We start from the raw sequence: 13,101 nt of genomic DNA on the forward strand, positions 1-13,101 counted from the left end.
CCGAAAGGCGCTCCCACCGGTCGACTGACGCAGACCAGAGACGAGGAAACAAGCCGTGAGCGACGTCCGTAACGTGATCATCATCGGCTCCGGGCCCGCAGGCTACACGGCGGCGCTCTACACCGCGCGTGCATCGCTGAAGCCCCTGGTGTTCGAGGGCGCCGTCACCGCCGGTGGCGCGTTGATGAACACCACCGAGGTCGAGAACTTCCCGGGCTTCCGCGACGGCATCATGGGCCCCGACCTCATGGACAACATGCGGGCGCAGGCCGAGCGCTTCGGTGCCGAGCTGGTCCCGGACGACATCGTCTCGGTCGACCTGAGCGGTGAGATCAAGACCGTCACCGACACCGCCGGCACGGTCCACCAGGCGAAGGCCGTCATCGTCACCACCGGCTCCCAGCACCGCAAGCTGGGCCTGCCGAACGAGGACGCCCTCTCCGGACGCGGCGTCTCCTGGTGTGCGACCTGTGACGGGTTCTTCTTCAAGGACCAGGACATCGCCGTGATCGGCGGTGGCGACACCGCGATGGAGGAGGCCACCTTCCTCTCGCGTTTCGCCAAGTCCGTGACGATCGTGCACCGCCGGGACACCCTGCGCGCCTCCAAGGCGATGCAGGAGCGTGCCTTCGGCGACCCGAAGATCAAGTTCGTGTGGGACAGCGAGGTCGCCGAGATCCAGGGCGAACAGAAGCTCTCCGGCCTGAAGCTGCGCAACGTCAAGACCGGCGAGCTGTCGGAGCTGCCCGTGACCGGTCTGTTCATCGCGATCGGTCACGACCCGCGTACCGAGCTGTTCAAGGGCCAGCTGGACCTGGACGAGGAGGGCTACCTGAAGGTCGCCTCTCCGTCCACCCGCACCAATGTGACCGGTGTCTTCGCCGCCGGTGACGTGGTCGACCACACCTACCGTCAGGCGATCACCGCGGCCGGCACCGGCTGCTCCGCCGCTCTCGACGCCGAGCGCTTCCTCTCCGCCCTCGCGGACGAGGACAAGGCGGAGCCCGAGAAGAGCGCGGCCGTCTGACCTTCCCCTCCCCCTGCCCCCACCGCACGATCAAGTGAAGGAGCCCGCCGTGGCCGACCTGAAGAACGTGACCGACGACACCTTCGAGCAGGACGTCCTCAAGAACGACAAGCCCGTCCTGGTGGACTTCTGGGCCGCCTGGTGCGGTCCGTGCCGCCAGATCGCCCCGTCCCTGGAAGCGATCGCCACCGAGTACGGTGACAAGATCGAGGTCGTCAAGCTGAACATCGACGAGAACCCGGGTACGGCCGCCAAGTACGGCGTCATGTCCATCCCGACGCTGAACGTCTACCAGGGTGGCGAGGTCGCCAAGACGATCGTCGGCGCGAAGCCGAAGGCCGCGATCGTGCGCGACCTCGAAGAGTTCATCGCCGAGTGACGTTTCACGTGAAACACGAATGGGCCAACCCGATCGGGTTGGCCCATTCGCTTTAGAGCGGTCGCAGCGCCGGCTCCTTCTGTACCGCTCCGAGAAGCCTGTCGAGCGCCATCTCCACGTCTTCCTTCCAGGAGAGCGTCGAGCGCAGTTCCAGTCGCAGCCGGGGGTGTGCGGGGTGCTGTCGCACCGTCTTGAAACCCACGGCCAGAAGATGGTCCGCCGGCAGCAGACAGGCGGGTTCCTTCCAGCGGGCGTCACCGAAGGCCTCGATGGCCTTGAAGCCTCGGCGCAGCAGATCCTTGGCCACCGTCTGCACCAGGACCCGGCCCAGTCCCTGCCCCTGATATCCGGGCATGACGAACGCCGTGATCAACTGCACGGCGTCCGGCGAGACGGGACTCGTGGGGAAGGCCGTCGAGCGCGGGACATAAGCAGGAGGGGCGTAGAGCACAAACCCCACCGGCACGTCGTCGACGTACACCACGCGGCCGCACGACCCCCAGTCCAGCAGGACGGCGGAGATCCAGGCCTCCTTCTCCGACGCGGAGGTGCCCGCCTTTATCGCCGCTTCACCGCTGACGGGGTCCAGCTCCCAGAAGACACACGAGCGACAGCGGGAGGGAAGGTCCTGAAGGTTGTCCAGCGTGAGCGGCACGAGCCGACGCCCCATGAAGGCTGTTCCTCGCTTCCTTCGCCCGCCGCATCACGAGCGGCTGTCAGAGCGCTCCGTTCCTTGAGCAGGCTGCCGACGAACCCGCCGACCGCTCCAAGGCCCAGGCCCGCGCTCACCAGTCCGGTGCGGCTCATCGATCGCATGGCCCCTGTCTCCCCACTCAGAGATGCAGATGCTGCCCCCGTGGATGTGCCATACCCGATCGCATCGTATCCACGATGTGATTCGCTCGATACCGTCTCAAAGCAAAGAGCGAGCCGTGTTCCGGTACACACCGGACACGACCCGCTCCCTGTACGACCGAGTCAGGCTGGACCGCCTGGCTGCCGATCAGTCGTCCTGGTCTTCCGTCTCGTTCTCCTGCAGATCCTGCTGCAACACCGGCCGCTCGCCCGGTGCGAGGGTGCTCAGGATCCGCTGCAGATCGTCCACTGAGGCGAACTCGACAGTGATCTTGCCCTTCTTCTGACCGAGGTCGACCTTCACCCGGGTCTCGAACCGGTCCGACAGACGGGTCGCCAGCTCATTCAGTGCCGGGGACAGCCGGGAGCCGGCACGCGGGCCCTTGGGGCGCTGAGGCTTCTGGGGCCGCGAGCCCATGAGGGTCACGATCTCCTCGACGGCTCGCACGGACAGCCCCTCGGCCACGATCCGGTGAGCCAGCCGGTCCTGCTCCTCGGGGTCTGTCACGGACAGCAGGGCCCTGGCATGACCGGCGGAGAGGACTCCGGCGGCGACCCGCTTCTGGACCGTCGGCGAGAGCTTCAGCAGACGCAGGGTGTTGGAGACCTGCGGTCGGGAACGCCCGATCCGGTCGGCCAGCTGGTCGTGCGTGCAGTTGAAGTCCTTCAGCAGCTGGTCATAGGCAGCCGCCTCCTCCAGCGGGTTCAGCTGCGCGCGGTGCAGGTTCTCCAGCAGCGCGTCCAGGAGGAGCTTCTCGTCCTCGGTGGCTCGGACGATCGCCGGAATGGCCTCCAGGCCGGCCTCGCGGCAGGCACGCCAGCGGCGCTCACCCATGATCAGCTCATAGCGAGCGGGCCCCAGCTGCCGTACCACGACGGGCTGCAGGAGACCGACCTCCTTGATGGAGGTGACCAGCTCGTGGAGCGCGTCCTCGTCGAAGATGTCACGCGGCTGGCGGGGGTTGGGCGAGATCGCGTCGAGAGGGATCTCGGCGAAGTGCGCGCCCACCGGAGGGGCCGGCATCTCGGTGACCGGGCTCGCCGGTGACGCCTCGGTTTCATGTGAAACAGGCGCCAGCGTGGCCACCTTTGCCGCGGCCACCCCGCGGTCGGTCGTCAGGACCGGAACCGCTGCCGGGGAGGTGGAGGCTCCGCCTCCCAGCGCGCCCGGTGCCGGGTTCTTCTCGGTCGGGGCTGCGGGGATCAGTGCGCCGAGCCCACGGCCCAGCCCCCTCCGTCGCTCACTCACTGGATCCCCTCCACCATGCTCGGGTCGTTCTGGGCGCCGACGTGGGCCTGGCTCGCGTCGTAGCCGACGCCAACGCCCTTCAGCGCGATTTCTCGGGCCGCCTCAAGATACGAGAGGGCACCGCTCGATCCAGGATCGTAAGTCAGCACCGTCTGCCCGTAACTCGGCGCCTCGGAGATACGGACCGAGCGGGGAATGCTCGTCCGCAGCACCTCGTCGCCGAAGTGGGTGCGCACCTCTTCCGCGACCTGGGAGGCGAGACGCGTCCGGCCGTCGTACATGGTGAGCAGGATGGTCGACACATGCAGCGTGGGGTTGAGGTGCCCCCGCACCAGGTCGACATTGCGCAGCAGCTGACCCAGTCCCTCAAGTGCGTAGTACTCGCACTGGATCGGGATGAGGACCTCCTGGCCTGCCACCAACGCGTTGACCGTCAACAGGCCGAGCGAGGGCGGGCAGTCGATGAGGACGTAGTCCAGCGGCTGTTCGTACGCCTGGATCGCGCGCTGCAGCCGGCTCTCCCGGGCCACCAGGGAGACCAACTCGATCTCGGCACCGGCCAGGTCGATGGTGGCCGGAGCGCAGAAGAGACCCTCCACGTCGGGGACCGGCTGGACGACCTCGGCGAGCGGCTTGCTCTCCACCAACACGTCGTAGATGGAAGGCACGTCCGCGTGGTGGTCGATCCCCAGGGCGGTGGACGCGTTGCCCTGCGGGTCGAGGTCGATCACCAGGACGCGACCGCCGTGCAGAGCCAGCGAAGCGGCAAGGTTGACGGTTGTCGTCGTCTTGCCCACGCCGCCCTTCTGGTTGGCGACCACGATGACTCGGGTCTGCTCCGGTCGCGGCAGACCTTCGCCGGCGCGGCCGAGAGCCTCTACCGCCAGTTGGGCCGCACGACCGATGGGAGTGTCGTCCATCGGAGGCGGTGTTTCACGTGAAACATCCGCCCCCATCGACTCGGTACGGGGACCGGGGACCGGATCGGTCATCGGTCCCGCGATGTTGGCGTCGGACCGCAAGGATTCACTCTCCTCGACTTCAGGCTCGCAATGAACAGAGCCTCCCATGTCTTCGGGGTCGTGAACCAGTGAGGCCTGGTGTTCTGTGGAGAAATCCACCTCTGTGGACAACTCCGTACCTCTGGAGAGGGGTGGAGCGCCCCGGGAGACAGATTCCTCCTCCAGGGAACCGAGGGGCTTGCGGTCGCGAGGTTCGGCCGCAGCCCGGCCGCGACTGATGATGCCGTGCAACAGTGAGCGACGTTTCACGTGAAACACGATGCACAGCCGCGACGACCGAATCTTCGCGACACTCCGGCCTGCGTAGGTTTGGCAGCTTGTGTGGAGTACGTCTCGTCGTCAGGACGGATCAGGGGTGCCCACGCTCGTCCGCATGGGCGCCCCCATATCAGCGGCGCCGACGGACGCGGCCGGCACGGGCCGCCTTCGCCCGCTTCGCCGCGAACCGCACACCACCGGGGCTCTCACCGACCTCGACCCGGACGACCGTGGACAGCGGGTCCACCACTCCCTCGCCCACATGCAGGATGGATGTCTCCACCGCGCCGAGCTTGCTGAGTGCCGTGGCCGCGGCCTTCAGCTCCTCCTCGGCGGTGTCCCCCTTGAGCGCGAGCATCTCGCCGTAGGGACGCAGCAGCGGGATACCCCAGGTAGCCAGACGGTCCAGCGGGGCGACGGCACGGGCGGTCACCACATGGACCGGTGGCAACTTCCCCAGCACCTCCTCGGCGCGACCCCGCACCACCGTGACGTGGTTCAGACCGAGCAGCTCGACGACCTCGGTGAGGAAGTTGGTGCGTCGCAGCAGCGGCTCCAGCAGGGTGATGTTCAGGTCCTCCCGGACCAGGGCAAGCGGGATGCCGGGCAGTCCGGCGCCGGAGCCGACATCACAGACCGTCACTCCCTCGGGAACGGCCTCGGAGAGCACCGCGCAGTTCAGCAGATGCCGCTCCCACAGGCGGGGCACTTCCCGCGGGCCGATCAGGCCGCGCTGCACGCCCGCCTCGGCGAGCAGCTCCGCGTAGCGGACCGCATCGGCGAAGCGATCACCAAACACTTCCCGCGCCTGTTCGGGCGCGGGGGGAAGCTCCGCTGCCTCCGTCACGGGGACCGTCCTTCCGTACAGCGCCGGCGCTTCGCGCACCGGCCACCAGAACTACCAGGCTGACAAAGTTCGGCCCCGTCTGCTCAACAGACGGGGCCGGTGGAACGTGGGGGCCGATCAGGCGGGCAGCACGACGACGAACCGCTGAGGCTCCTCGCCCTCGGACTCGCTGCGCAGCCCCGCGGCCTTGACCGCGTCATGCACGACCTTGCGCTCGAACGGGGACATCGGCTTGAGCTTCACGGGCTCGCCGGTGCTCTTGACCTCGGCGGCGGCCTTGGCGCCGATCTCGGAGAGCTCGGCCCGCTTCTTCGCCCGGTAACCCGCGATGTCCAGCATCAGCCGACTGCGGTCGCCGGTCTCCCGGTGCACCGCCAGGCGCGTCAGCTCCTGCAGCGCCTCCAGCACCTCGCCGTCCCGGCCGACCAGCTTCTGCAGATCACGGCCGCCGGTGTCGCTGATGATCGACACGGAGGCGCGGTCGGCCTCGACGTCCATGTCGATGTCGCCGTCGAGGTCGGCGATGTCCAGCAGACCCTCCAGGTAGTCCGCCGCGATCTCGCCCTCCTGCTCCAGGCGGGTGAGGGTGTCTGCACCCTCGGCAGCGGCGGAGGTGGTGCCTTCCGTCACGGGATGGGCTCCTTCTTACTTCTTGGACGGGGACTTGGGCCGCTGCGGGCCACCCTTGCGCTGGCCGGACTGGGCCTTGCTGCGGGTGCCGGAGCCGGGCTTCGAGGCCTGCTGGGCAGCGGCAGGCTTGGCGTCCTCGGGCTCGTCGGACTTCTCCAGCGAGGTGGACGAGGTGGTCCCGCCCGCCTGCTTGGGCCCACCGGACTGACGCTGCGACTTGGACTGGCGCTTGGGCTGCTGGCGCCGCGCCGCGGCGCCAGCAGCGGTGCCGGCCTCCGAGGTGGTCTCCACACCGTCCGCGGTCTGCGCCTCGGCCTGGGCCACACTCTTCAGCACGCTGCCGTCGGCCTGGGCGGCGAGACCGGCCTTGTTCAGGGCGTTGATGAACTTGCGCTCGAACTCGTTACGGTCACGGCCCTTGGCGACGATCGCCTTGACGATGGTCTTCTCGCTCCGCCGGCGGACCTTGCCGTGGTGCGTGACGTGCTTGGTCAGGCGCTCCAGGTAGGCGGCCTGGGCCTTGGAACCCGGAGTCGGGTTGTTGCGGATGACGTACATCTGCTGGCCCATGGTCCACACGTTGGTGGTCAGCCAGTAGACGAGGACACCGACCGGGAAGTTGATACCGAAGACGGCGAACATGACCGGGAAGACGTACATCAGCATCTTCTGCTGCTGCATGAACGGCGTCTTGACCGTCGTGTCGACGTTCTTCGTCATCAGCTGGCGCTGCGTGTAGAACTGCGAGAACGACATCAGGACGATCATGACCGCGGTCACGACCCGGACGTCGGTCAGCGAGGCGCCGAGCGCCGCGACCTTGTCCGAGCTGTCCATGAACTTCGCAGCGAGCGGGGCGCCAAAGATGTGCGCCTTACGGGCGCTGTCGAGCAGCTGCTCGTTGATGACGCCGATCGTCTTGCCCGTCGCGATGCCGTTGAGCACGTGATACAGGGCGAAGAAGAACGGGGACTGCGCCAGGATGGGAAGGCACGAGGAGAGCGGGTTGGTACCCGTCTCCTTGTACAGCTTCATCATCTCTTCGGACTGACGCTGCCGGTCGTTCTTGTAGCGCTCCTGGATCTTCTTCATCTCCGGCTGGAGCGTCTGCATCGCGCGTGTCGACTTGATCTGCTTCACGAAGAGCGGGATCAGGCAGATGCGGATCAGGATCACCAGAGACACGATGGACAGGCCCCAGGCCCATCCGGTGTTAGGGCCGAAGATCGCGCCGTACACCTTGTGGAACTGGACGATGACCCAGGAGACGGGCCAGGTGATGAAACTGAAGAGGCTGGCAATCGTGTCCACTAATCATGCTCCTTGGGCATGGGACGAGGTCTCTGCGGCCGGGCTCGGAGCAAGCTCGGAAGGAGACTTCTCAAGCTTCACTTCGGTGGCCGGTTCGGCGGCGGAGGGCCCGCCCTTGCGTGCGCGCCAAGCGTTGCGCAGCATTTCGTGCCACCGCGGACGCTTGCGCGGCGGAACATGGTCCACACCGCCCAGCGACCACGGATTGCACCGGAGGATGCGCCAGGCGGTGAGTGCCGTTCCCTTGATCGCACCGTGCCGGTCGATGGCCGTGTAGCCATAGTGGGAGCACGACGGGTAGTACTTGCACACCGGCCCCAGCAGTGGACTGATCGTCCACTGGTACAGCTTGATCAGAGCCAGCAGCGGGTACTTCATCGCGCGCCCCTTCCCAGCAGCCGCTGAAGGGCGGCATCCAGGTCTCGGGCCAGCTGTGCGTGGTCTGCGTCGCCCGATCCCGGCAGCGCTCGTACGACTACCAGGCTACCGGGGGGAAACAGGGCGACTCGGTCACGCATCAGATGGCGCAGTCTGCGCTTCACTTTGTTGCGCACGACCGCGCCACCCACGGCCTTGCTCACGACGAAACCCGCACGCGTCGGGGGAGCGCTCTCCCCAGGCGCGTGCGGGTCCGTGGCACCGCTACGAAGGTGGACGACGAGGCTCGGGCGTCCTGCCCGGCGTCCTCGTCGGACCGCGGTCGCGAAGTCCTCGCGCCGCCTCAGCCGGTTGTCGGTAGGCAGCACGATGTCATGACCTGATCGGGATCAGGCGGACAGGCGGGCGCGACCCTTGCTACGGCGGGACGCGAGAATCGCGCGGCCGGCACGGGTGCGCATACGCAGCCGGAAGCCGTGGGTCTTCGCGCGACGACGGTTGTTCGGCTGGAAGGTGCGCTTGCTCACTCGGGGGCTCCAGAAAGAATCGGTAGTGGCGGGGTGCCGTCTTGGCTGTCACCGTGCGCCCACGAGTAGCTCGCTTCACGCCCGAGTGCACCGCTTCCCGATCACCTGACGTGACCTGTGCCCATCGGAGGCAGGCGGCAGCAGCCATCGACAACTCGACCTGGTTACGGTACGCGGGGCTACGCCATCCGGTCAAACCGAGGGTCACGGAGAGACACTATCCACAGGCTGGGGACAACAACTTGAACCGCACCCGCCGCGCTGACTACCGTGGCTGGACTCCGATTCGTTCTTTTGTCCCCCGCCCCGGCGGGTTTGACCCACCGACCACCCGATCTACCCCCCGACCCGTCCCGCGATCACACGTTCGTGGGACCTGTGAGAGAGCGTGCCCTGTGGCTGACGTACCTGCCGATCTTGCCGCAGTGTGGCCACGCGTACTGGAGCAGCTCCTCGGCGAAGGCCGCGGGCAGGGTGTCGAGGTAAAGGATGAGCACTGGATCCGGCGCTGCCAGCCGCTCGCGCTGGTCGCGGACACCGCTCTGCTCGCCGTACCGAACGAATTCGCGAAGGGCGTACTGGAGGGCCGGCTCGCGCCGATCGTCAGCGAGACGCTGAGCCGCGAGTGCGGCCGCCCCATCCGCATCGCGATCACCGTGGACGACTCCGCGGGCGAGCCGCCCGCTCCCGCCGCACCGGTGCAGCAGACGCCGCCCAAGCCGCGCTACGAGGAGCCGGAACTGCCGTCCGCGCCGTACGAGGGCTACGGCCGCCACCGCGCCTCCGAGCAGCCGCCGGCCGAGCAGCAGTCCCGCGCCGACCAGCCCCCCGTCGTGCGCCCGGCGTATCCCTCCGAGTACCAGCGCCGCGAACCCGGCGCCTGGCCGCGCCCCCCGCAGGACGAGTACAGCTGGCAGCAGCCCCGGCTCGGTTTCCCCGAGCGCGACCCGTACGCCTCGCCGTCGTCCCAGGACCCCTACGGCTCCGGCCCGGACACCTACGGCCCGCCGTCTTCGGACTACCGCTCGCCGGGCAGGGACCGGCCGTCGTACGAGCAGCAGCGTGGCGAGTACGACAGCCCGCGCGCGGACTACGACACGGGGCGCCCTGACTACGACTCCGCACGCCCCGAGTACGAGCCGTCGCGCACCGAGTACGACCAGCGCGACCCCGTCCGCCGTGAGCTGCCCGAGCAGCCGCCGGCCGGCGGCCCGGCACACCGCGGCGGCACCGGCCGGCCGGACCTGCCCGCGACCGGTGCCCCCGGTCCGCTGGCCGCACAGCCGGCACCGGCGAGCGGTCCCGGCGAGCCGACCGCGCGGCTGAACCCGAAGTACCTCTTCGACACGTTCGTCATCGGCGCCTCCAACCGGTTCGCGCACGCCGCCGCGGTCGCCGTCGCCGAGGCTCCGGCGAAGGCCTACAACCCCCTGTTCATCTACGGGGAGTCGGGACTCGGCAAGACGCACCTGCTGCACGCGATCGGGCACTACGCGCGCAGCCTCTACCCGGGCACGCGCGTGCGCTACGTCAGCTCGGAGGAGTTCACCAACGAGTTCATCAACTCCATCCGCGACGGCAAGGGCGACAGCTTCCGCAAGCGCTACCGCGAGATGGACATCCTGCTCGTCGACGACATCCAGTTCCTCGCGGACAAGGAGTCGACGCAGGAGGAGTTCTTCCACACCTTCAACACGCTCCACAACGCCAACAAGCAGATCGTGCTCTCCTCCGACCGGCCGCCCAAGCAGCTGGTCACGCTGGAGGACCGGCTGCGGAACCGTTTCGAGTGGGGTCTGATCACCGACGTCCAGCCGCCCGAGCTGGAGACGCGCATCGCGATTCTGCGCAAGAAGGCGGTGCAGGAGCAGCTGAACGCCCCGCCGGAGGTGCTGGAGTTCATCGCGTCCCGGATCTCGCGGAACATCCGTGAGCTGGAGGGCGCGCTGATCCGGGTGACGGCGTTCGCCTCGCTCAACCGGCAGCCGGTCGACCTCGGCCTGACCGAGATCGTCCTGAAGGACCTGATCCCCGGCGGCGAGGACAGCGCTCCCGAGATCACGGCCACGGCGATCATGGGAGCGACCGCGGACTACTTCGGGCTGACCGTGGAGGACCTGTGCGGCACCTCGCGCGGGCGGGCGCTGGTCACGGCCCGGCAGATCGCGATGTACCTGTGCCGTGAGCTGACGGATCTGTCGCTGCCGAAGATCGGGGCGCAGTTCGGTGGGCGGGACCACACGACCGTGATGCACGCCGACCGCAAGATCCGGGCGCTGATGGCGGAGCGGCGGTCGATCTACAACCAGGTGACCGAGCTGACCAACCGGATCAAGAACGGCTGACGTACGGCTGACGCCGGTCCTGCGCCGGCGCCGAGGGCGCCCTGGGAAAACGCATCCCGGGGCGCCCTTCGGCATGACCGCCGTGGCTTGGTGAGCCCCCGCGGGTACGACCGCCGCTGCCGTGCGGACGTCGCCCAGCGCCCTCGGTTTCGCCCCAGCACCCTCGGCCGAGTGCCCTCGGATTCGCCCTAGCACCCTCGCCTCAGCGCCCCAGGCCTCGCCTCAGCGCCTCGCCGCACCGCCCTCCGCACCGTGAGCGAGGGGCTCGCGGGCGGTGAGGGCGTTCCTCGTCCGCCACCGGTTGTTCGATTTTCTGCCGGGTTACGGCCACTCTCCACAGATTCGGTGACTTTCTTCCGTCCACACGTTGGGGACTGCGAAGTTGTCCCGAACCGCATCCACAGGGAGCCTGTTCATCCAGCGTTCGCCCAGCTCAGCACCCTGTGGAATCGTGGATGAACGATCTCCACAGACTGTGGACAAGGAAAAGATCCACAGGCTGTGCACGAAGTTGTCCACCGACGACCCACAGGCTCGCGCCGGTTGTCCCCAGCGATCCCCAGCTTCTCCACATGGCTGTCCACTGTTCGGCAACGCGACGCACCCGCTCACCGCGTCGAGTGAAAGCCGTCACACGAAGGTGCCGGATTGGGGTGTGGGAAACGTGGGTAAACCTGGGGACGCAGCTGGGGAGAACTGCCCTCAGGCTGTGGGCGGTGTGTGCAGAACTTTCTGTTCTCCACAGACGCCCCCGGTTGTCCACCGCCTCCACCCACAGGCCCGGTGGACAAAATTCCTGCCCTGAGCTGGGCAAACGTGGTTATCCACGGTATCCACAGGCCCTACTACTACTCCCAACTAGAGAGAGCTCGGGAATCGTTTGGAAGCGGGGCCTGTGCACAACTCGCTGTCTCGCGCCCGGCTGCCCCTCGGAGCGACTTGACCCCGACAGGCACCTACTGTCAGTGCGGTGCGTCAGACTGGTCCCCGGTGTCCTGCCCTCCGCAGTGGGCGGTGACACCGAGTCGGAGGACTCAGTAGCAACAGCAGGAGGCGGCTTACGGTGAAGATCCGGGTGGAACGCGACGTACTCGCGGAGGCAGTGGCGTGGGCGGCACGCAGCCTCCCGGCCCGTCCGCCGGCGCCTGTCCTCGCCGGCCTCCTCCTCAAGGCCGAGGACGGCCAGCTGAGCCTGTCGAGCTTCGACTACGAGGTCTCCGCACGCGTCTCCGTGGACGCCGAGGTCGAGGAGGACGGCACCGTCCTCGTCTCCGGCCGGCTGCTCGCCGACATCTCCCGCGCGCTCCCCAACCGGCCGGTGGAGATTTCCACAGACGGTGTACGGGCGACCGTGGTCTGTGGATCCTCCCGGTTCACCCTGCACACCCTGCCTGTGGAGGAGTACCCGGCGCTGCCGCAGATGCCGAACGCCACCGGCACCGTCCCCGGCGAGGTCTTCGCGGCCGCCGTCTCCCAGGTGGCCATCGCCGCCGGCCGTGACGACACGCTCCCCGTCCTCACCGGCGTGCGCATCGAGATCGAGGGCGACACGGTCACCCTGGCCTCGACCGACCGCTACCGCTTCGCCGTCCGCGAGTTCCTGTGGAAGCCGGAGAACCCGGACGCCTCCGCGGTCGCCCTGGTCCCGGCCAAGACGCTGCTGGACACCGCCAAGTCGCTCGGCGCCGGTGACAGCGTGACGCTGGCGCTGTCCGGGTCGGGTGCGGGCGAGGGGCTGATCGGTTTCGAGGGCGCGGGGCGCCGTACGACCACCCGGCTGCTCGAGGGCGACCTGCCGAAGTACCGCACGCTGTTCCCGACCGAGTTCAACTCCGTCGCCGTGATCGAGACCGCGCCCTTCGTGGAGGCCGTCAAGCGTGTGGCGCTGGTGGCCGAGCGGAACACCCCGGTGCGGCTGAGCTTCGAGCAGGGCGTGCTGATCCTGGAGGCCGGCTCCAGCGACGACGCACAGGCTGTGGAAAGGGTCGACGCCCAGCTGGAGGGCGACGACATCTCGATCGCCTTCAACCCGACGTTCCTGCTGGACGGCCTGAGCGCGATCGACTCGCCGGTGGCCCAGCTGTCGTTCACGACGTCCACGAAGCCGGCGCTGCTCAGCGGGAAGCCGGCGGTGGACGCCGAGGCCGACGACGCGTACAAGTACCTGATCATGCCGGTGCGGCTCAGCGGCTGATTGTTTTCCACAGCTGTGCACGGTGCCGGGCGCCTCATGTGGATGCCCGGCGCTGTCCGGCACCCGTGTCGGCACCCGT

The 13,101-nt window shown here is 68.1% G+C and carries 13 protein-coding genes; 4 read left to right on the forward strand and 9 right to left on the reverse strand.

Annotation, left to right across the window (positions count from 1 at the left end; genetic code table 11):
- The first annotated feature begins 55 nt into the window (after positions 1-55).
- Both trxB and trxA read left to right on the forward strand, forming a co-directional pair.
- Positions 56-1,027, forward strand: a complete 972-nt coding sequence (trxB, locus tag IE244_RS21460; RefSeq protein ID WP_031164347.1) for a thioredoxin-disulfide reductase — start codon at positions 56-58, stop codon at positions 1,025-1,027.
- Positions 1,028-1,076: 49 nt separating this feature from the next.
- Positions 1,077-1,406, forward strand: a complete 330-nt coding sequence (gene trxA, locus IE244_RS21465) for a thioredoxin (protein ID WP_191875165.1) — start codon at positions 1,077-1,079, stop codon at positions 1,404-1,406.
- Positions 1,407-1,458: 52 nt separating this feature from the next.
- Here the strand turns inward: trxA and IE244_RS21470 are convergent, their stop codons facing one another.
- From IE244_RS21470 to rpmH, 9 genes are all read right to left on the reverse strand, one after another.
- On the reverse strand, positions 1,459-2,076 hold the full coding sequence (locus tag IE244_RS21470) for a GNAT family N-acetyltransferase (protein WP_191875166.1): 618 nt from the start codon (positions 2,074-2,076) through the stop codon (positions 1,459-1,461).
- 333 nt (positions 2,077-2,409) lie between these two features.
- Positions 2,410-3,510 (reverse strand): ParB/RepB/Spo0J family partition protein, encoded by a 1,101-nt coding sequence (locus IE244_RS21475; RefSeq protein WP_191875167.1) that lies wholly within the window; start codon positions 3,508-3,510, stop codon positions 2,410-2,412.
- Positions 3,507-4,580, reverse strand: coding sequence for a ParA family protein (locus IE244_RS21480; RefSeq protein ID WP_191875296.1), 1,074 nt, complete (start codon positions 4,578-4,580; stop codon positions 3,507-3,509). The genes IE244_RS21475 and IE244_RS21480 overlap by 4 nt, the downstream gene beginning before the upstream one ends.
- 340 nt (positions 4,581-4,920) lie before the next feature.
- On the reverse strand, positions 4,921-5,637 hold the full coding sequence (gene rsmG / locus IE244_RS21485; protein ID WP_031164338.1) for a 16S rRNA (guanine(527)-N(7))-methyltransferase RsmG: 717 nt from the start codon (positions 5,635-5,637) through the stop codon (positions 4,921-4,923).
- A gap of 117 nt (positions 5,638-5,754) precedes the next feature.
- On the reverse strand, positions 5,755-6,267 hold the full coding sequence (locus IE244_RS21490) for a Jag family protein (protein WP_031164336.1): 513 nt from the start codon (positions 6,265-6,267) through the stop codon (positions 5,755-5,757).
- A gap of 15 nt (positions 6,268-6,282) precedes the next feature.
- The gene (yidC, locus tag IE244_RS21495; RefSeq protein WP_191875168.1) at positions 6,283-7,578 is read right to left on the reverse strand and encodes a membrane protein insertase YidC; all 1,296 of its coding nucleotides are present in this window, start codon (positions 7,576-7,578) and stop codon (positions 6,283-6,285) included.
- A 3-nt stretch (positions 7,579-7,581) separates the two neighbouring features.
- Positions 7,582-7,956, reverse strand: coding sequence for a membrane protein insertion efficiency factor YidD (yidD, locus tag IE244_RS21500; RefSeq protein WP_191875169.1), 375 nt, complete (start codon positions 7,954-7,956; stop codon positions 7,582-7,584).
- Complete coding sequence (gene rnpA / locus IE244_RS21505; RefSeq protein WP_191875170.1) at positions 7,953-8,324, reverse strand: ribonuclease P protein component; 372 nt, start codon at positions 8,322-8,324, stop codon at positions 7,953-7,955. The genes yidD and rnpA overlap by 4 nt, the downstream gene beginning before the upstream one ends.
- 21 nt (positions 8,325-8,345) lie before the next feature.
- Positions 8,346-8,483, reverse strand: a complete 138-nt coding sequence (gene rpmH, locus IE244_RS21510) for a 50S ribosomal protein L34 (protein ID WP_003956500.1) — start codon at positions 8,481-8,483, stop codon at positions 8,346-8,348.
- Between the two features lie 395 nt (positions 8,484-8,878).
- On the opposite strand from rpmH, the gene dnaA reads away from it, so the two are divergent.
- Positions 8,879-10,828, forward strand: coding sequence for a chromosomal replication initiator protein DnaA (dnaA, locus tag IE244_RS21515; protein ID WP_191875171.1), 1,950 nt, complete (start codon positions 8,879-8,881; stop codon positions 10,826-10,828).
- 1,063 nt (positions 10,829-11,891) lie between these two features.
- On the forward strand, positions 11,892-13,022 hold the full coding sequence (dnaN, locus tag IE244_RS21520; protein ID WP_031164326.1) for a DNA polymerase III subunit beta: 1,131 nt from the start codon (positions 11,892-11,894) through the stop codon (positions 13,020-13,022).
- Positions 13,023-13,101 lie beyond the last annotated feature (79 nt).

This window comes from Streptomyces filipinensis, assembly GCF_014649495.1.
Taxonomy (GTDB): Bacteria; Actinomycetota; Actinomycetes; order Streptomycetales; family Streptomycetaceae; genus Streptomyces; species Streptomyces filipinensis.